Origin of the sequence: Nonomuraea sp. NPDC050536, from assembly GCF_044457685.1 — a bacterium.
Classification (GTDB): Bacteria; Actinomycetota; Actinomycetes; order Streptosporangiales; family Streptosporangiaceae; genus Nonomuraea.
Genome location: NZ_JBITHD010000006.1, coordinates 410,169 through 428,213 on the forward strand (window position 1 = coordinate 410,169; position 18,045 = coordinate 428,213).

Consider the following 18,045-nt stretch of genomic DNA (forward strand, 5'->3'; position numbering starts at 1 on the left):
CATGCCGGTCGATGTCGGTGTGATCGGCAGGTGCTTTCCCGACCTGACCGTCGATGTCGAACGCGGACGGCTGCGCTTGTTCGCGAAGGCGATCGGTGAGACCGATCCGGTTTACACCGACCTCGCCGCCGCCCGGGCCGCCGGCCACCCCGACCTGCCCGTGCCGCCGACGATGCTGTTCGGCCTGGAGCTCGACCAACCCGACCCGTACCGGTGGCTCGACGAGATCGGCGTCGACCTGCGACACGTCCTGCACGGCGAGCAGTCGTTCACGTACGACGCGCTGGCCTATGCCGGCGACCGCCTCACCTTGTCAGCACGCGTCTCCGACGCCTATGTGAAGGATGGCGGCCGGCTCAGCTTCGTCGTACGGGACACCGACGTCCGCAGGGACGCGACGCGCATCGCGGCGATGCGCCAGGTCATCGTGGTACGCGACACGGGGGGTACCTCATGACGATCACCTCCGACGTCACCGCCGGTACCGCACTCCCCCCGCTGACCGTCGACCCGATCAGCCGCACCACCCTCGCGCTGTTCGCCGGCGCCTCCGGCGACCGCAATCCGATCCACATCGACCTCGACGTCGCACGATCCGCCGGACTCGACGACGTGTTCGCCCACGGCATGCTGTCGATGGCGTACCTCGGCCGGCTGCTGACCGGATGGGTACCGCAGGAACGGATCCGCGAGTACTCCGTGCGGTTCACGCGGATCACACCGGTGCACGCCACGCCGACCTGCCGCGCGACGGTCACGTCGGTGGATGTGGTCGCCGGCGAGCGCCGCGCGCTTCTCGACCTGACCGTGACTCTCGCCGACGGCACGGTGACGCTGACCGGCACCGCCATAGTCGCGCTGTACTGAAGGGAACCGACCGCATGGGAACGCTTACCGACAAGGTGGCCATCGTCTCCGGATCCGGGCGCGGCATTGGGCGCGAGGTCGCGGTGAAGCTCGCCGCTGAAGGCGCCCGCGTCGTGGTCAACGACCTCGACGAGGGACCGGCAAAGGAGACTGTCGAGGAGATCACGTCTTCCGGCGGCGAGGCCGTCGCATGTATCGGCAGCGTCACCGAGACCGGCTTCGGTGAGCGCTTCGTCCAGGCCGCCGTCGACACGTACGGCGGCCTGGACATCGTCGTCAACAACGCCGGATACACCTGGGACTCCGTGATCCAGAAGATGTCCGACGAGCAGTGGGAGGCCATCCTCGAGGTCCACCTCACCGCGCCGTTCCGCATCCTCCGCGCCGCCCAACCCGTGATCAGTGCCGCCGCCAGGCGGGAGGCGGGAGGCGGAACACCCGTGTGCCGGAAGGTCGTCAACATCTCGTCGCTCGCGGGCATCGGCGGCAACGCCGGCCAGGCCAACTACGCCGCGGCGAAGGCCGGGATCGTCGGGCTGACCAGGACGCTGGCGAAGGAGTGGGGGCGTTACAACGTCACCGTCAACGCCGTCGCCTTCGGCCTCATCACGACGCGGCTCACCGAGGCGGCCGCGGGCGAGACCGCGACGATCGACGTGCAGGGCCGTCAGATCAAGGTCGGTGTGAACCGCGCGTTGCTCGACGCCACGGAACGGCTCGTGCCGCTCGGCCGCGCCGGAACCCCGACGGAGGCGGCCGGGGCCGTCTACCTGCTCTGCATCCCCGAGTCCGACTACATCAGCGGCGAGACAATCGTCTGCGGCGGCGGACTCGTTCTGTGAGGGCACGATGACGCTGACTCCCCGGCCACGATGGCTCGACGACGACGGCAAGCTGCTGCACGAGACGGCAGCGAAGTTCTTCGCCACCGAGGTGGTGCCACGCTGGGACGAGTTCGATCGCAACCGTCGCGTACCCAGGGATGTCTGGCTCGCCGCAGGTGAGGTCGGGCTGCTGTGCTGCTCGATTCCCGAATGCTACGGCGGAGGCGGCGGCACGTTCGCGCACGACCTCGCGGTCTTCTCCGCCCAGGCTTACGCCGGTGACACAGGGTTCGGCATCTCCGTGCACAGTGGGATCGTGGCCCACTACCTGCTCGCGTACGGCACTGAGGAGCAGAAACGACGATGGCTGCCCGAGATGGCCGCCGGGCGGATGATCGGCGCGATCGCGATGACCGAGCCGGACGGCGGCTCCGACCTGAAGAACCTCACAACCCGCGCCGTCCGCGCCGGCGACCACTACGTCGTCACCGGTGCGAAGACGTTCGTCAGCAACGGCTGCAATGCCGATCTCGTGATCGTCGCCGCACGTACCAGCGGTGCGGGTGCGAAGGGGATCTCGCTGCTCGTCGTCGAGACCGGCTACCGGCGCGGACGCGTCCTGGACAAGGTCGGCATGCACGCGCAGGATACGGCGGAGCTGTCCTTCGACGCGGTGCCCGTCCCCGTCGCCAATCTCCTCGGCGACGAAGGCGCCGGTTTTGCCATGCTGATGACCCAGCTCGCCCAGGAACGGCTCGTCATCGCGCTCAGCGCGGCCGCGGCCATGGCACGCGCGCTCGACGAAACCGTCGCCTACGTCAAACAGCGCAAGGCCTTCGGCGCGCCACTGTTCGAGAAGCAGCACGTCCGGTTCGAGCTGGCCGAGTGCGCCACGCTCGTCCGGGCCGGGCGGTCGTTCGTCGACGATGCGATCGAGCAGCACCTACGCGGCCGCCTCGATACGGCGACCGCGTCGATGGCGAAGTGGTGGCTCACCGACCTGCAGTGCCAGGTCGTCGACCGGTGCCTCCAGTTGTTCGGAGGATACGGGTACATGCGTGAATACCTGGTCGCACGGCTCTGGTCAGACGCCCGCGTGCAGAAGATCTACGGCGGTGCCAACGAAGTGATGAAGGAACTGATCGCACGTTCCCTGTGACGTGGTGAGGAGACGACGATGTACCTGACCCTCGGCCTGCACCGTGCGCTGCAACAGCGTCCGCACGCACCGTTCACCATCACCCGTGACCGGGGCCGCACCGTCGCCGAGTGCGCCGACCGCGTCGCGCGACTCGCCGGCGCGCTCGTTCAGCTCGGTGTGGCGAAGGATGACCGCGTCGGCATCCTCTCCCTCAACTCCGACCGCTTCCACGAGTACCTGTTCGCGGTACCGTGGGCCGACGCCGTGATCGTCCCGGTCAACTTCCGCTGGAGTCCCACCGAGATCGCCACGTCCCTCGAGGAGTCTGGGACCGCCGTGCTCTTCGTCGACGACACGTTCGCACCGCTCGTCCCGGCGTTGCGCGAGCAGTGGCCAGGACTGCGCACCGTCATCCACTGTGGAGACGGCACGGTGCCCGGTGGCACACTGCCGTACGAGGACCTCGTCGCCGACGCCAAGCCCATACCCGATGCGCGCCGCGGTGGCGGCCAGCTCGCCGGCATCTTCTACACCGGCGGCACGACCGGGTCGCCGAAGGGCGTCATGCTCAGCCACGCCAACATCATCACCTCGGCGCTCGGCAGCTCGGCCGCCGGCCATTTCGTCACCCCAGGCGGACGGCTGCTGCACGTCGCGCCCCTGTTCCATCTCGCCGGCCTCGGCGCATGGGTGGCGGGAAACCTGGTCGGCACCACGCACATCGTGCTGCCCACGTTCGACCCCGCCGCCACCGCCAGAGCACTGGCCGAGTACCAGGCGACCGACGTGCTGATGGTCCCGACGATGATGCACATGCTCGTCAACGACCCCACCGCACACGAAGTCGACCTCTCCGCTGTCCGTCGCCTCATCTACGGCGCATCCCACGTCTCCGAACCGACTCTCCGAGCGATCGAGAAGATCATGCCTAATGCCACGCTGACCCAGGCGTACGGCATGACCGAGCTCGCACCCGTCGCCACCCTGCTGCAACCCACTGACCACGCCGACCCGACATTGCGCACCTCGGCCGGACGCGCCGCACCACACGCCGAGGTCCGCATCGTCGACCCAGCCGGCAACGAAGTACCACGCGGCCAAACCGGCGAGGTCGTCGTCCGCGGAGCACACGTGATGCTCGGCTACTGGAACCGGCCCGAGGAGACCGCACACGCGTTACGCGACGGATGGATGCACACCGGCGACGCCGGACGCATGGACGACAACGGCTACGTCTACATCGTCGACCGCATCAAAGACATGATCATCACCGGCGGCGAGAACGTCTATTCCGCCGAGGTCGAAGCCGTCCTGGCCACACATCCCGCCATCGACACCTGTGCCGTCGTCGGCGTACCTGACCCCGACTGGGGCGAACGCGTCCACGCCGTCGTCGTCCCCAAGCCCGGCACCCACCTGACCGGCGCCGAACTACGCGAGTACTGCAAGACCCGCATCGCCGGCTACAAGTCACCGCGCAGCATCCAATTCGTTGACCAGCTACCCATCTCCGCGGCGGGCAAGATCCTCAAACGTACGCTCCGCGACCAGTACCGCGAACGCCCCGAACACCTCATAGGCTGACCGCGACGCGCTGCCCGGGGCGTAGCCACGCAACATCACACGCACGCGGTCACGTTCTGGTCTCCGATGAGGCCCGCAAGCTTCACGGCACTCGTGCCGGCGGCGAGTTGCCGTTCCAAGGACGGCGATGCAAGGCCGAAATTTCCACGTCCTTGAGGCGCAACGCCGGCCGGCGCGCCCTCATGACGTCACAGATGGCTGTACATGGTGTTAACGATCTTGTTGGTGTAGTGTTTCGGGATCATCGCCGCTGGTTGCGGAGGATGGAGCGGACGCGGGCGGGCGAAGCCGGCTACGAGCGCGAACCCCACCGAGCGAACTACTGTACCGGAGCACAAGATCAAGAGATTATCCCGCCGAGGCGCGTACGACCGCCTCCGCTCTCCGCTCGTCCGCGCGTTCACCCGGAGCTGCCTCGCCACCGTCGCAGCTCTCGCGTTCCTCGCGCCCGCCCTGCCCGCGAGCGCCGTCGCGGACGGCGCACCGGCGAAGCCAGTTCCGGGCATCGACGCCCGGCCCAACGACGGTTCCGGGGTCTGGCCGGACTTCTCGAACACCGGCTACGCCAACACACCGGCCAACACCGGAGGTCTGGGCCTGAGCAAGTACCCGGGCAAGCTCACCGACCACGCACCGAAGATGAGCGACACCAAACCGCTGACGCTCAGGTTCCCCGACAACAGTGTCATCTCCTTCAAGCGTTTCCGCGCGTTGAAGATCTATATCTACGGTGACAATCTCACGTTCGTCGGCTGTCTTTTCGAGGGCACCAACCCCGACGACAACCTCATCCAGATCTACTCGGACACCAACATCAAGTTCCTGTACTCGACGTTCAAGCCGAGTTCCTACTCGAGGCCGCCGGGCAACAACGGCACCGTCTCGTCGGCTCACGCCAAGCCCGGTACTCCTTTCAAGAAGTCCTGGCAGTACGCCACGACGATGAAAGAAGCCGTGGCCGTCATGGACCACAACGACATCTGGGGCAACGCGGGCATGGAAATGGTGACGGGATTCCCCGGCCGCCCGTCGACCTGGACGAACAACTACATCCATGACATGGCCGATACGGCTCGCGACGTCTACCATCACGACGGCATCGGCCCACAGAGCGAAGGCGACGGCGGTCCCATGATCGTCCACCACAACACCCTGGCCTCGGTGGGCAACACCAACGCCCTGGCCCTGCAGGGCAACGGCGTGTACCAGAACATCAAGTTCACGAACAACTACGTCTCCGGCTGGGGATACGCCGTCAGCATCGGTGTCACCAACAACGCCAGGAACATCACCGCCACCGACAACGTCTTCTCGGCGGAACTTGAGCAGTTGTACGGCTTCCTGTACGGCAATTTCTGGAGCGGATCGGCCCGTGGGTCCACCTGGCGCCGCAATCTCATCCAAGCCCGTCCGGGAGACGGGAACAGCAACTATTCGACCGCGGACCACGGCAAATATCTGTGGCCGACCGGCTCCGAGACCCACACCACCGATTACAAAGGCTGAACCTGTCAACAGGTGACGGCGCCGCAGTACACGCGCCACTCTTCGTGTGCCATGCCGCGCGAAGAGCGGCGCCCTCCACCACGAGATGCAGGCCGCCGACGTCAGGACGGACCCGCGGGTGTTCGGTGCGTTTCCGTGATCTGCACCTGGTGGCATGAGTGTTACCGACGCCCCGTGTACGCAACGCGCGGATATCCAGCCACCGGCTCCCGCTGTACTAGGCCGCTACACGCGGGTATCCCGCCAGCGCGTCCCTGTCACGCAACGCCTGCAACTCGCTGCGCGACAGTGTCGCGGTGAACAAACCCGGGCCGGTCGCGGCCTGCGTCAGCCGTGTTCCGTCCGGGTGCCAAGCCCCGCTGCCGCCGCACGACACCCAGCCCGGCCCCGTGCCGGCGTAATTGGCAGCGATCGCGAACATGCGGTGATCCATGGCTCGTGCTGCGAAGTGGATGTCCAGCCGCCGCGTCTCCGCCAGTGTGTACAGGACCGATCCGGCGTAGACCTCGGCACCTCTGCGGGCCGCGTCCTCGGCGTGCGCCGGCACGCCGGCGTCATAACAGATGGCGAGGGCGACCTGCCAGCCGTCGACGTCGAGGAGCCGGCCCGGCCCGCCGGGCTGGAACAGGTCCCGCTCCCGGCCGTGCAGATTCCGCTTGCCGTAGGCATGGATGCTGCCGTCCGGCCGCACCGCCAGCGACGCGATCCACGCCGCGCCGTCCGCCTGGCGGTAGGCCGCGCCCACCACGGCCGTCACCCCGCAGTCATGGGCCGCCTGCCGGACGACGTCGAGTCGCGGGTCGTCCTCGGTCACCCACGTCGCCGGGTCGTCGAAGAGGTCGAGGTCATAGCCGACGAGGGAGAGCTCGGGAAACATGAGCAGCTTGGCCCCAGACCCGGCGGCCACGGGGATCGAACCCGCCGCCGCACGAGCATTGGCGGCCACGTCGCCCGGCTCGGGGGAAATCTGGGCAAGTGCCACGATCAACGTCTCTTGGGACACTGCGGCAGTTTAGCCGTCGCCACCGCGGCCGTCCGGACCTTCGCGCCGCCGACCACGGCCATCGCTCTGACCGACTCGATGAACTCTTTCCACGGCTGGAGACCTTGCTCGCCATCCGAGCGCAAACACGGTCAGCAGCAGCTGCTTGCTCGCCACACTGCATGATCGCAACCTGCGCATCCGGCAAGAGCCCTGCTTCGCGCACATCGCCATGCCCTGTTCGCGGACGCACGGAGCCCACGGGCCCCAGGCGTTGGTTACGCTCGAACAAGATCCACGAGCAGGGGGTGCACCGTCGTGCTGATCCGATTACTCGGTCCGGTGGAAGTGGAACGTTCGGGGCAGGTGCGGCCGGTGCGACCGCCGCAGGTGGCGCTGGCGCTCGCCGCGCTCGCGTGGGAGGTCGGCCGGGTCGTCTCGGTGGAGTCGCTCCTCGGGCGGGTCTGGGGCGAGCGGGTCCCGGCGGGGGCGCGGCGCACCCTGTACACGGTCATCACCCGCATCCGCCGCGACGTCCTGGCGGACGAGGGCGCCGTCGTCCGCAGGCTCGATGGCTACCTGCTCGACGTGGACGACTCCGCCGTGGACGTGTCGCGGTTCCGTGGCCTCGCCGAGCGGGCGATGACCGAGCCGGATCCGGCGCGGCTGCTCGGCGCGGCCCTGGAACTGTGGCGCGGCGACCCGCTGACCGGGCTGCTCGGCGAATGGGCCGAGCGCGCCCGCCACCGCCTGTGCGACGAACGCAAAGAGATCCTGCTGCAGTGGGCGCGCGCGGTGACCGCCCGCGATGCCGCGGCCGCGGTGGCCGCGCTGTCGCCGCTGGCCGACGAGCACCCGCTGGACGAACTGGTCGCCGTCGCGCTGATCGAGGCGCTGCACGCGTGGGGCCGGACCGCCGAGGCGCTGGCGTACTTCGCCCGCGTCCGCCGGACGCTCGCCGAGGAGCTGGGCGTCGAACCCGGCACGGCGCTGCGGCACGCCCATCGGATGCTGCTGCGGTCCGGTGACGCGGCGGACACTGCGCGCGTGGTCCCCGCCCAGCTGCCCGGCGACCTGAGGGGCTTCGTCGGCCGGGCGGCGGAGCTGGAACGGCTGGCCACGATGGCGAGCAGCGACCAGCCGCCGACCGCCACGGTCTGCGCGATCTCTGGACCGCCCGGAGTGGGCAAGTCGTCGCTCGCGCTGCGCTGGGCCCACCTGAATCGCGACCGCTTCCCGGACGGCCAGCTGCACGCCGATCTCAGCACGGTCGACCCGGCCGGCGCGGCCGTGGTCCTCCCCCGGTTCCTCAACGCGCTCGGGGTCCCGGAGGCCCAGGTGCCGTCGGGCGTCGAGGCCCGGATCGGTCTCTACCGCAGCATGCTGGCCTGCCGGCGGGTCCTCGTCGTGCTCGACGACGCCCGCGGCGCGGACCAGGTACGCCCGCTGCTGGCCACCGCGCCGGGGTGTCTGACGCTGGTCACCAGCCGTTCCGAGCTGTCCGGTCTCGCAGTCACCGCGGGGGCCTCCTTGGTGCGCCTGGATGTCCTCCCGGACGATGACGCCTACCGCCTTCTGGCGGCGAGGCTGGGGGAACCGCGGCTGGCGGCGGAGCCCGAAGCCACCGCGCTGATCATTCGCCGGTGCGGCCGACTGCCGCTGGCACTGGCGATCGTCGCGGCGCAGCTGGCACAGCGCACCGACCTGCCGCTGGCGGAGGCCGCCGCGGACCTCGCGCGGGCCGGCACGGATCTGGAACCGTTCGCCCATACTGACCCGGCGGTCGACCTGCGCCAAGTCTTCGGGCGGTCGTGTCGGCACCTGCCCGAACTCGCGGTCCGGCTGTTCCGGCGCCTCGGGCTGCACCCCGGCCCGTACCTGCCGCTTGCGGCGGCGGCGAGTCTGGCCGCTCTGCCGGTGGAGGGCACAGGGGAGCTGGCCGCGCAGCTCGTCCGCGCCAACCTGGTCGACATACGCGCGCGCGGCCACCTGCATCTGCACGACCTGCTGCGTGTGTACGCGTCGGAGCTGGGACGGGCCATGGACAGCCGCCCGGTGCTGCGTGCGGCGACGCGGCGGCTGCTGGACTACTACCTGCATTCGGCGCGCGCCGCGAGCGAGGTCTGTTACCCGTACCGCGAGAGGCTGAAGCTGGATCCGCGGGCACGAGGTGCCGTGAGGGAACGGTTCGCCGGCCCGGCGGAGGCCCTCCGGTGGTACGCCGACGAGGCGGTGGCGCTCCCGGCGTTGCTGGCGGAGGCGACCGCGGCGGGTCTGGACCGGCACGCGTGGCAGCTGGCGTGGGCGTTCTCGGAGTTCATGCAGCGCCGCGGCCCGTGGGAGCAGATCCTGAGCGTTCAGGCCGTCGCGTTGGACGCGGCCGGTCGGCTCGGCGACCGCCTGGCCCAGGCCCGCTGCCACAACAGCATCGCGCGCAGCCATGCCAAGCTCGGCCTCGAGTGGGAGGCGGTCGAGCACTTCCAGCAGGCGATCGGGCTGCATCGGGATCTCGACGAGCCGGCTCTCAAGGCGCACCTCCACCTCGGCCTCTCGGTCTCGCTGAACCGGCTGCGATCCGGCGAGGCGCTGGGCCACGTGCTGCGCGCGCAGGAGCTGTTCCGGCAGGTCGGCGATGTCATAGGCGAGGCGCGGGCGTTGAACAACGCAGGCTGGCTGCATGCCCAGGTCGGTGAGTACGACCAGGCGCTGGACCACTGCCGCCGGGCACAGCGCATCCTGGCCGCGTCCGGGTACGCCCAGGGCGAGGGGCACGCCTGGGACAGCATCGCCTACGTGCTGGAGGCCAAAGGCGACTTCGCGCAGGCGGTGGCGTGCTTCGAGAGGGCGGTCGAGCTACTGCGCGGCTGCGACGACCTGCACCCGGCCGCCGAGACGCTGGTCCGCCTGGGCGAAACGCACCTGCGGGCGGGCGACACCGCGGCCGCGCTCGGCGCCTGGAAGCGGGCGGCGGAGTCTTACGACGCGCTCGGCGACGCGCAGGCCGACAAGGTGCGCGCCCGCATCGCGGCCTTCGGCCAGCGGGGATAGGCCGTAAAGAAATCATTGAGAAATCGCTCAACCCCGGGATGCAGGCTGCGAAGAGCGGCGGTACGGCGGCGGGGGCCGGCCGGACCATGCCGCGCCGAGCGGGCGAGGGCCCGCCGGGACTGCCGAAAGGGAGGTTCGATGCGCGCCGTGACCAGAATGGCCGATCGGCTGCTCGAGATGATCGTACCGCACACCGTAGCCCGGGCTACCGACTGCGGCTACGAGTGCTGCAGCGGCTGGGGGATCGGGAGGTACTGCTGCTACTACCCGGACGGTCACCGTTCGTGCGGCTCCTGCCACCGTTACGACTACTGCTACTGATCGCTCGTCTCAACACCGCGAACGAGTTCGAACGGTCGCGTCGCTCTCGCTGTCCTTCACGGTGACGAGCCCGCCACGATGACCGGTGCCCGGCGGCATGCGACGCGGCCGGGCACACTCATGAGCTTTCAACACGGAGGTGTCTTGTGCCCTACCTGATCGCGACCGTGGTCCTCATCGGCGCCCTGTGTCTGATGGACCTGTTGTTGACCCTCGCCGTGGTCCGGCGGCTCAAGGAGCACACGAAACTGATCGACGCGCTGTACGAGGTCGCCGACGCGGGCGCCCTGGCCGGAGCGGCCGGAGGGGTGGCCGTCGGTGAGGTCGTCGGCGACTTCGACACAACGACCGTGGAAGGAAGCCACGTGGCACGGGACCTCCTGCCTGAGGGGACGGTCGTCGCGTTCCTCTCGCCGGACTGCCGAGGCTGTCACGAGCAGCTTCCTGAGTTGGCCTCCTGGGCGGCGGGCCAGGACCGGTCACGGGTGCTGGCCGTGATCGACGGCCGGTCGGGGGATCCGGCGCAGTTGGTCATGACGCTGTCACCCGTCGCTCAGGTGATCCTGGATGACGCGCGCCCGCAGGTGGCCGACGCGTTCCGGGTTCAGTCCTTCCCGGCCTTCTTCCATGTGGCCGCAGGCGGCAGGCTGCTCGCGACAGCGCCCAGAATCTCGCGGCTGTCAGCCGGATCTCCTGCGTGACCAGCCGTCGGCCGGGGACGACACCGACGTCTTCCCGATTTCAGGCAGCTAAGCACACCCCACGCGCCCACCCGATTACGCGTCTCTCCAGGCGATCGACAGTGGTCTGCATGCGGACGTCGGGCTGCTGAAAGCACGCTGCAGGCGGCCTGCCCGTCAATGGTGCTGCAAGCCCCAACAAGGTCGGCACCATCGCATAGGAGATCCCGATGAACCGCGTCATGCGCACCCTGCTCGGAGTCACCGCCACCGCCGGCATCGTCGCCCTGGCCGTCCCGGCCCTGAGCACCGCCGCGAACGCGTCACCGACCTCGCCTGCGGACATCAACAGCACCAGCAATACGCACGATCTCAGGCAGGCGCAACCCTTCCTGTTCAACTACACCTTCAACGGCCATCTCAAGATCGCCGGCGGCAACTTCACCATCGACCGCCGTGTCTTCCTGGTCGTCAAGTACGACACCGGCCGGACGGCGTTCTCCAAGTGGGAGATCGCTCACCCGCACCCCGTCACTCCCGGCGGTGCCATCTATGTGGAGACGACGATCGCTGCGCCCTGCGCCGGAAGCAACAACGGATACGCACGCGCCTACGACGAGGCCACCCGAACGTGGTCCCCTCGCCTGCCGGTGTCGATCTGCCAGCGCATCGACTGACAGCCGACCCCGGTCACCGAGCCGGGCGGCCCGGTGACCGGGGCGATGATCCTAGCTGGCCACCTGCGCGTAGCCGGCCGGCCGGGTCGTGAACGTGCCGCGCCCCTGGGTACGGCTGCGCAGGCGCGTGGCGTAGCCGAACACCTGAGCCAGCGGCATCGTGGCGGTGACCACCACCGTGCCCGCCCGGGCGACCGAGGAGGAGACCTGCCCGCGCCGCGCGGCCAGGTCACCCAGCACCGCGCCGACGGCGTCGTCCGGGACCGTGACCGTGATCTCGACCACCGGCTCCAGCAACGCCATCGTCGAGGCACGCAGCGCTTCGCCAAGGGCGAGGCGGCCCGCCGTACGGAAGGCCAACTCCGAGGAATCCTTCGGATGCGTGGCACCGTCCGTGAGCGTGACGCGCAGGCCCGTCACCGGATGGCCGCCGAGCGGCCCCGACGCCAGCGCGTCCCGGCACCCGGCCTCCACCGCGCGGACGTACTCGCGCGGCACCCGGCCACCGACGACGGTCGAGCCGAACGCGAAGCCGTCGTCGGCCGGCGCCACGTCGAGGACGACATGCGCGAACTGCCCGGCTCCGCCGTCCTGCTTGACGTGGCGGTAGAGCAGCCCGGTCACCCCGCGCACAACGGTCTCCCGGTGGGCCACCAGCGGCCGGCCCACGGCCAGCTCCAGCCCGTGCTCGCGGCGGATCCGCTCCACCGCGACCTCCAGCTGCAGCTCGCCCATCCCCGACAGCAGCGTCTGCCCGACCTCGGGATCGGCACGTACGGCCAGCGACGGATCCTCCTCCACCAGCCTGGCCAGCGCCCCGGCCAGCCGTTCGACGTCGGCGTTCCTGCATGCCTCCACCGCCACCGAGACCACGGGCTCGGCCACGACCGGAGGCTCCAGGAGCACAGGCGCCGACGGATCGCACAGGGTGGTCCCCGCGCGTACGCCCTTGACCCCGACCACGGCGACGATGTCGCCGGCCACCGCACGCTCCACCTCGGTGTGCCGGCTGGCCTGGACGCGCAGGATGCGCCCCACCCGCTCGGTACGGCCGGCCGTAGCGTCCAGCACCTCCGTCCCCTTCCGCAGCGTGCCCGAGTAGACGCGCAGGAACGCCAGCCGTTCCTTGATCTTGAAGACCAGGGCAGCGAGCGGTGCCGACGGATCGGCCTGCGGCGCAGGCAGGTAGGCCACCACCGCGTCCAGCAGCGGTTCGATCCCGCGGTTGCGGTAGGCCGAACCGCACAGCACCACGACACCCGCGCCCGAGTGGGTCAGGTCGCGCAGCGCGGCCTCCATCGTCTCCGGCGAGATCCCCGGATACTCCTCCAGGGCGGCCGGATGCAGCTCGGCCACGGTCTCCTCCAGGAGCAGCCGCCGGCGTACCGCTTCCGGCTTGAGCTCCTCGGGGACGGGGCCGACCTCGAGCTCGTCCGCCCAGACCAGCGCCCGCATGCGGACCAGGTCCACGACCCCGGCGAAGCCGGCTTCCGCGCCGATCGGTAACTGCACCACGAGCGGGGTCACGTGCAGCCGTTCGCGGATGGAGTCGACGGCGGCGTCGAGGTCGGCGCCTACGCGGTCGAGCTTGTTGACGAAGGCGATGCGCGGCACGCCGTAGCGGTCCGCCCGTCGCCAGACCGACTCGCTCTGCGGCTCGACCCCGGCCACCGCGTCGAAGACGGCGACGGCCCCGTCGAGCACGCGCAGCGAGCGCTCCACCTCGTCGGAGAAGTCGACGTGGCCGGGAGTGTCGATCAGGTTGAGCAGGTGACCGGCCCAGACGCAGCTCACCGCGGCGGCGAAGATGGTGATTCCACGATCGCGCTCCTGCGGGTCGAAGTCGGTGACAGTGGTCCCGTGGTGGACCTCACCGCGTTTGTGGGTCGCGCCGGTGAGGTAGAGGATCCGTTCGGTCACGGTGGTCTTGCCCGCGTCGACGTGGGCGAGGATGCCGAGGTTTCTGACGTCGTTCATGGCACTGCCTTTTCGGGGGATTCCATGGGGACAGCGCGATGCGGCCAGGCTCCGCCGTACGGCAGGCCAGGTCAGGACATCCAGCGCCGGGCGCGCAGCCGGCACCGGGCCGGCGAAGACACCAGAATCACCTCGAACCGCGACAGAGAAGCGCCGTGCCGCATGGCGGGCTCCTCTCATATGCGGTGTGCAATGTCGTGGCGAGTGTAGTGACGCGGGTGTGATTCCCGAAAGGGGTTTTTCACACTAGGGATTCATGCCCGAGTCCAGCCAGTTCTGGAAGGTTGCCACGTCTCCCTGGCCAGGGACCAGGGAGACGTGGCGGCGGCACGGGGCCTGGAGCTCTTCGAGTCCGCGCCTGCCGGAAGGTCCATCCACGCAGTGGCAGGTACGGGCGTGACGCCGTTTCATCAGATCGCGGTGCCGGCGCAAGACGATATCCGGCCGGACGAGCAAGCCGTAGCCGGCGCAGGACCTCACGTGGCTACGCGATCTACGACAGAGAACTTCCGCCGTCCACGCCGCGTCTAAGCACGTTGAGCATCCGAGATGACGGGGTGATGAGATGGCTTCGGCATCGGCCTTGCTCCCTGGAGACCCTCATCGGCTGGGGGTGTTGGTGCCGGAAACTCGTCCACGTACGTTGAGCTGGAGTTTTCCGATATTGATCACCTTCTTCTGAGCGAACGCTCAACCAAGTTTGAGCGGATGCTCAACGACTGGTCTCGGACTGCCACGTCGTTGCAGGTCACGTACTATGTGCAAGTTTTGAAGCGCTACAGGTTCGTCCTTATTACGCGGCCTTTCGTGTCAGGCCGTGCCAGGTCCTGAGGGTACGTCCCGGGGCGTACGAGCACGCACCGAGCACGGCCCCCATGGCTGGCCGCCACCAGCGTGGCTTCCACTCACACCTGCTGCTCCGCACCAGTTGAACACTGGGGCAAGTTCACAGAGCGGGCGGACCAGCGCCCCACGCGCCTTCGAGCAGTGGGCCGAGGAGGCCACCCACTTCCGAGCCTGAGCCAGGCAGGAGAGAAGAGTCCTCTTCCGCTCCATCTGATCTTTGCGAGATGGTCGTTGCATGACCGATGAACGGCCAACATTGGATGAGTTGGTGGAGCGCTGGCGCTCGGATCTGGAGGCCTGGGCCATTCCCACGGAGATTCTCGCGGGTGCCGCCACACCTCCTTGGGTGATGCCCTCCCCACTGTTCGGGCGCCGCGCGGATGAGCAACTGGAGGCGCCGCACGGCCACTCCTACCAAGCCGCGCTCAACGCGCTCCCGGAGGGTGGGACCGTGCTGGATGTCGGCGCCGGCGCGGGTGCGGCAAGCCTCCCGCTCGCGGTCGCCCGGCATGGATCGATCATCGCGATCGACACGTCACGTGACATGCTGACGGGGCTGGCCGAACGGGCGCAGCAACTCGACGTGCCCGCGAGGTTGATAGCCGGACGCTGGCCAGAGGCGTCCGACGTCCTGTTGACACGCGACGAAGGCGAGGTCGCCGACGTTGTCGTGTGCCACAACGTCCTGTACAACATCAGGGATCTCCCGCCCTTTCTCCTGGCGTTGGATCGCTGCGCCGGTACGAGGGTGGTGATCGAACTCACCGAGGTTCCTCCACCCTCGGCACTGAACCCGCTGTGGGCACGGTTTCACGGCTTGAGCCGACCCGATCGGCCGACCGCGGCTGCCGTGTTCGAGATCGTTGAGGCGATGGGTCTGCGTCCGAAGATGCGCTCATGGGCGCACGAGGTCGCCACTCCGTATGATGACTTCGCCGCGGCCGTGGAGATCACGCGCATCCGGCTTTGCCTACCAGAGCAGCGTTCGGGCGAGGTCGCGGACGCTCTGCTGGAGTTGGGCGTCGATCCGGGCGAACCGTATCTGCCCGGTACCCGTCAGCGAAACGTGGTGACCATCTGGTGGGACCACCCCACTGGATAACCCAGCGTGCTTTCAGGAGAAGGAGATGCTCAGCTTCTCTGGGCCTCTCCTGCCGATGTCGTAGGACAGCGAGGCCTCCTCCACCGTGAGGCGGCGAGTCTTCGCCTCGGTCGCCAGCAGCCGAAGACACTCCTGCGCTTGAACTCGGGCGAGCGCGGCTCCGATACATCGGTGAATTCCGCCGCCGAACGTCAGGGGGCGCGGGTTCTCCCGCGCGACGAGGAAGCGGTCGGGCTCCCGATACCGAGCAGGGTCGCGATTGGCGGAGTACAGGATGGGGCAGATGCGATCTCCGGCGGGGATCACGAAGCCGCCGAGGTGAAGATCCCGGGTGGGCACGCGGACCGGCGCCAGGAGAAAGCCGCCCTCGTACCGCAGAGTCTCCTCCACCGCGTTGGCGGCAAGCCGCGGGTCATCGCAGAGCACAAGCCATTGGTCAGGATTCGAGGTCAGCGCATGAAAAGCGTTGCCGATGGCATACTTCACCGTGTCCAGGCCCGCGCTGAAGAGCTGGTTGACATTCGCCGCTATCTGGCGTCTGCCCAGCCGATCGCCGTCGATCTCGACAGAGATCATCCTGCTGAGCAGGTCGTCCCCGGGCGCGTGCGCCCGCTTATCGATCAGCCCGAGCAGATAGTCTTCGCTCTCCGCCAGCGCCTGGTTGGTCGCGTCCAGCGGCACGGTGTTGGTGATCCGCTGCAGAGACTCGGCGCGAGCGAGTGTCCATGAATGGAACATGTCCCGATCGGAGGGTGGGATGTCGAACATCTCCGCGGTGATCCAGAAGGGCAGCGGCGCGGCGAGGTCGCCGATCAGGTCGATCTGGCCGGCTTCGAGCCCTCTGAGCAGCGTGCTCCGGACGAACCGCGCCACGCGGGGCCTCTGATCTTCCATGTAGGAAACGCTGAGGGCGGCACCGATGAGCCTGCGCAGACGCGTGTGTTCAGGCGGATCGATGAATGGCAGCACACTCTGCTCCCACTCGAAGAGACGGGTGCCCCAGAGGCGCGGGTCTCGGACGGCGCGCTGCCGGACTCCGCCCCGGGTGCAGATCTCGTTGCGCAGCACCTCCCGGGTCTCGATATAAGTCGTGGTGAACCAGAGCCCATGGCCCGTGGGCAGCACCGCGCCTTCCGATCGCAGATCCGCGCACACGCCGGTCGGATCTGCTCGGCCCTCCTCACTCATCAAGAGACGCGAGATGAGCCGATCGACGTTGCTACCCGTGCTCGGTGCTGTCATTCGCGGGATTCCTCTCGTTCGGCGGAAAGAGCCGCAGCCTGTACGGATGGTCGGAGCAGCAGCGCATAGACCAACGGCGCGACGAGGAAGATGCCCGCGGAGACGATGACGGGGCGCGCGCCGTCGAGGGTGGCCAGGTAGCCGCCTGCTGCCGCACCCGCAGGTATCAAGCCGAACTGGAGAGCCGCGTAGACGCTCTGCACCCGGCCTTGTACGTCGCCTGGCACGATCCGCTGTCTGAATCCCAGCGTGGACAGGTTCCAGAGCACTCCGTTGAAGGCGATGGCCGCGAGGAGGACTGGCACGACGACGCTGGTGCCGGTCACTCCGAGGAGGAAATAGAGCGCGATGTCGGTTGCCAGGACGCTCAGGATGACTTGGGGTGTCGTGGCTAAGCGGACCGCCTTTCTGCTGACGTAGAGCGCGATGAAGCCCCCGATGGGGAGGGAGACGAGCATGATGCCGTACCAGCGGCTCGGCACATCGAGCTCCTGCAACAGGAAGACCGCGAGAACACCGCTCGTCGCGCCGCTGGTCAGGGACCGGCACCCGTGGAGGACGGCGAGCCCTCTTATCGGGCCGTTCCCGGCGACCCACGCCAGACCTGCGGTCAGGTCACGTGATGAGATGCCGCGCCGGTGAACGGGAATCCCGCGGACGGCCGTACGGGAAAGAAACGCCACGGCGAGCTGGCAGACAGCGTAGACCAGCAGTGAGAGCTGCGAGCCGAACGCATAGAGCAAACCGCCGAGGCTGCGCCCCGTGATGCCGTCTCCAAGAAACTGCCCGAAGAGGATCCGGCGGTTTCCGCTCTCGATCTGATCCTTGGGAACTATCTGTGGAGTGACCACCTTGACGGTGGTGTCAAAAGTCGCTCGACAGGCCTCGAGGCTGAATACACAGACGTACAGCAGCGGCAGTGACAATTGCCCGGTGACGACGGCGAGCGCCAGAATGCCCGCCAAAATGGCTCGGGTGAGTGCGACAGTGAGCAGCATCGGCCGCAGCGGCAGCCGATCGACCAGCAGTCCAGAGGGCAGAGCCAGCACCAGATACGGCAACGTCGCCGCGACCGTCACGCCTGCGATGACCCGAGGGTCATCCGACATCGACGTGGCGATCAGCGGCGCGGAGACGAAAAGGATCCCGTCGCTCGTGCTCGTCACCGCGACGCTGCCGACCAGGGCCGCTATGTGCGTCCGCCATGATCTGGTCGAGTCCTGGGCCGTCCGACTCATCGTTCCTCCG

The 18,045-nt window shown here is 68.5% G+C and carries 15 protein-coding genes; 11 read left to right on the forward strand and 4 right to left on the reverse strand.

Annotated elements, in window-relative coordinates:
• Window position 1 precedes the first annotated feature (1 nt).
• The 6 genes from ACIBHX_RS20500 (at window position 2) to ACIBHX_RS20525 (ending at window position 5,922) form a co-directional block, all read left to right on the forward strand.
• A complete protein-coding gene (locus ACIBHX_RS20500; RefSeq protein WP_397068718.1) occupies window positions 2–457 on the forward strand; it encodes a MaoC family dehydratase N-terminal domain-containing protein in 456 nt (151 codons plus the stop codon).
• Entirely contained in the window at window positions 454–867 is a 414-nt protein-coding gene (locus ACIBHX_RS20505; RefSeq protein ID WP_397068719.1) for a MaoC/PaaZ C-terminal domain-containing protein, read from the forward strand. The genes ACIBHX_RS20500 and ACIBHX_RS20505 overlap by 4 nt, the downstream gene beginning before the upstream one ends.
• 14 nt (window positions 868–881) lie before the next feature.
• Window positions 882–1,709 carry an SDR family NAD(P)-dependent oxidoreductase gene (locus ACIBHX_RS20510; protein WP_397068720.1) on the forward strand — a complete coding sequence of 276 codons (828 nt, stop codon included), beginning with the start codon at window positions 882–884 and terminating at the stop codon, window positions 1,707–1,709.
• Between the two features lie 7 nt (window positions 1,710–1,716).
• Window positions 1,717–2,850, forward strand: a complete 1,134-nt coding sequence (locus ACIBHX_RS20515) for an acyl-CoA dehydrogenase family protein (protein WP_397068721.1) — start codon at window positions 1,717–1,719, stop codon at window positions 2,848–2,850.
• Between the two features lie 18 nt (window positions 2,851–2,868).
• Window positions 2,869–4,416, forward strand: coding sequence for a long-chain fatty acid--CoA ligase (locus ACIBHX_RS20520; protein ID WP_397068722.1), 1,548 nt, complete (start codon window positions 2,869–2,871; stop codon window positions 4,414–4,416).
• 639 nt (window positions 4,417–5,055) lie between these two features.
• Window positions 5,056–5,922 (forward strand): hypothetical protein, encoded by an 867-nt coding sequence (locus ACIBHX_RS20525; RefSeq protein WP_397068723.1) that lies wholly within the window; start codon window positions 5,056–5,058, stop codon window positions 5,920–5,922.
• Between the two features lie 217 nt (window positions 5,923–6,139).
• Here ACIBHX_RS20525 and ACIBHX_RS20530 read toward each other — a convergent pair whose 3' ends face one another.
• Complete coding sequence (locus tag ACIBHX_RS20530; protein ID WP_397068725.1) at window positions 6,140–6,925, reverse strand: carbon-nitrogen hydrolase family protein; 786 nt, start codon at window positions 6,923–6,925, stop codon at window positions 6,140–6,142.
• Between the two features lie 297 nt (window positions 6,926–7,222).
• On the opposite strand from ACIBHX_RS20530, the gene ACIBHX_RS20535 reads away from it, so the two are divergent.
• From ACIBHX_RS20535 to ACIBHX_RS20550, 4 genes are all read left to right on the forward strand, one after another.
• Window positions 7,223–9,952 (forward strand): BTAD domain-containing putative transcriptional regulator, encoded by a 2,730-nt coding sequence (locus tag ACIBHX_RS20535; protein WP_397068726.1) that lies wholly within the window; start codon window positions 7,223–7,225, stop codon window positions 9,950–9,952.
• A gap of 138 nt (window positions 9,953–10,090) precedes the next feature.
• Entirely contained in the window at window positions 10,091–10,273 is a 183-nt protein-coding gene (locus tag ACIBHX_RS20540) for a hypothetical protein (protein WP_397068727.1), read from the forward strand.
• A gap of 146 nt (window positions 10,274–10,419) precedes the next feature.
• Entirely contained in the window at window positions 10,420–10,974 is a 555-nt protein-coding gene (locus ACIBHX_RS20545) for a TlpA family protein disulfide reductase (protein WP_397068728.1), read from the forward strand.
• Window positions 10,975–11,183: 209 nt separating this feature from the next.
• Window positions 11,184–11,630 carry a hypothetical protein gene (locus ACIBHX_RS20550; protein ID WP_397068729.1) on the forward strand — a complete coding sequence of 149 codons (447 nt, stop codon included), beginning with the start codon at window positions 11,184–11,186 and terminating at the stop codon, window positions 11,628–11,630.
• A 51-nt stretch (window positions 11,631–11,681) separates the two neighbouring features.
• Here ACIBHX_RS20550 and fusA read toward each other — a convergent pair whose 3' ends face one another.
• Complete coding sequence (gene fusA / locus ACIBHX_RS20555) at window positions 11,682–13,607, reverse strand: elongation factor G (protein WP_397068730.1); 1,926 nt, start codon at window positions 13,605–13,607, stop codon at window positions 11,682–11,684.
• 1,081 nt (window positions 13,608–14,688) lie between these two features.
• Here fusA and ACIBHX_RS20560 point away from each other — a divergent pair.
• Window positions 14,689–15,555: a class I SAM-dependent methyltransferase gene (locus ACIBHX_RS20560; RefSeq protein WP_397068731.1), complete on the forward strand. Its 867-nt coding sequence runs from the start codon at window positions 14,689–14,691 to the stop codon at window positions 15,553–15,555.
• Between the two features lie 12 nt (window positions 15,556–15,567).
• Here ACIBHX_RS20560 and ACIBHX_RS20565 read toward each other — a convergent pair whose 3' ends face one another.
• The gene (locus tag ACIBHX_RS20565) at window positions 15,568–16,743 is read right to left on the reverse strand and encodes a cytochrome P450 (protein ID WP_397068732.1); all 1,176 of its coding nucleotides are present in this window, start codon (window positions 16,741–16,743) and stop codon (window positions 15,568–15,570) included.
• Window positions 16,744–16,793: 50 nt separating this feature from the next.
• Complete coding sequence (locus tag ACIBHX_RS20570; RefSeq protein ID WP_397068733.1) at window positions 16,794–18,035, reverse strand: MFS transporter; 1,242 nt, start codon at window positions 18,033–18,035, stop codon at window positions 16,794–16,796.
• Between the last annotated feature and the right edge of the window lie 10 nt (window positions 18,036–18,045).

Coding starts and splice junctions, on each gene's coding strand:
- ACIBHX_RS20500 (WP_397068718.1), top strand. CDS start 2: ATGCCGGTCGATGTCGGTGTGATCGGCAGGTGCTTTCCCGACCTGACC.
- ACIBHX_RS20570 (WP_397068733.1), bottom strand. CDS start 18,035: ATGAGTCGGACGGCCCAGGACTCGACCAGATCATGGCGGACGCACATA.
- ACIBHX_RS20525 (WP_397068723.1), top strand. CDS start 5,056: ATGAGCGACACCAAACCGCTGACGCTCAGGTTCCCCGACAACAGTGTC.
- ACIBHX_RS20560 (WP_397068731.1), top strand. CDS start 14,689: ATGACCGATGAACGGCCAACATTGGATGAGTTGGTGGAGCGCTGGCGC.
- ACIBHX_RS20510 (WP_397068720.1), top strand. CDS start 882: ATGGGAACGCTTACCGACAAGGTGGCCATCGTCTCCGGATCCGGGCGC.
- ACIBHX_RS20520 (WP_397068722.1), top strand. CDS start 2,869: ATGTACCTGACCCTCGGCCTGCACCGTGCGCTGCAACAGCGTCCGCAC.
- ACIBHX_RS20540 (WP_397068727.1), top strand. CDS start 10,091: ATGCGCGCCGTGACCAGAATGGCCGATCGGCTGCTCGAGATGATCGTA.
- ACIBHX_RS20505 (WP_397068719.1), top strand. CDS start 454: ATGACGATCACCTCCGACGTCACCGCCGGTACCGCACTCCCCCCGCTG.
- fusA (WP_397068730.1), bottom strand. CDS start 13,607: ATGAACGACGTCAGAAACCTCGGCATCCTCGCCCACGTCGACGCGGGC.
- ACIBHX_RS20550 (WP_397068729.1), top strand. CDS start 11,184: ATGAACCGCGTCATGCGCACCCTGCTCGGAGTCACCGCCACCGCCGGC.
- ACIBHX_RS20565 (WP_397068732.1), bottom strand. CDS start 16,743: ATGAGTGAGGAGGGCCGAGCAGATCCGACCGGCGTGTGCGCGGATCTG.
- ACIBHX_RS20515 (WP_397068721.1), top strand. CDS start 1,717: ATGACGCTGACTCCCCGGCCACGATGGCTCGACGACGACGGCAAGCTG.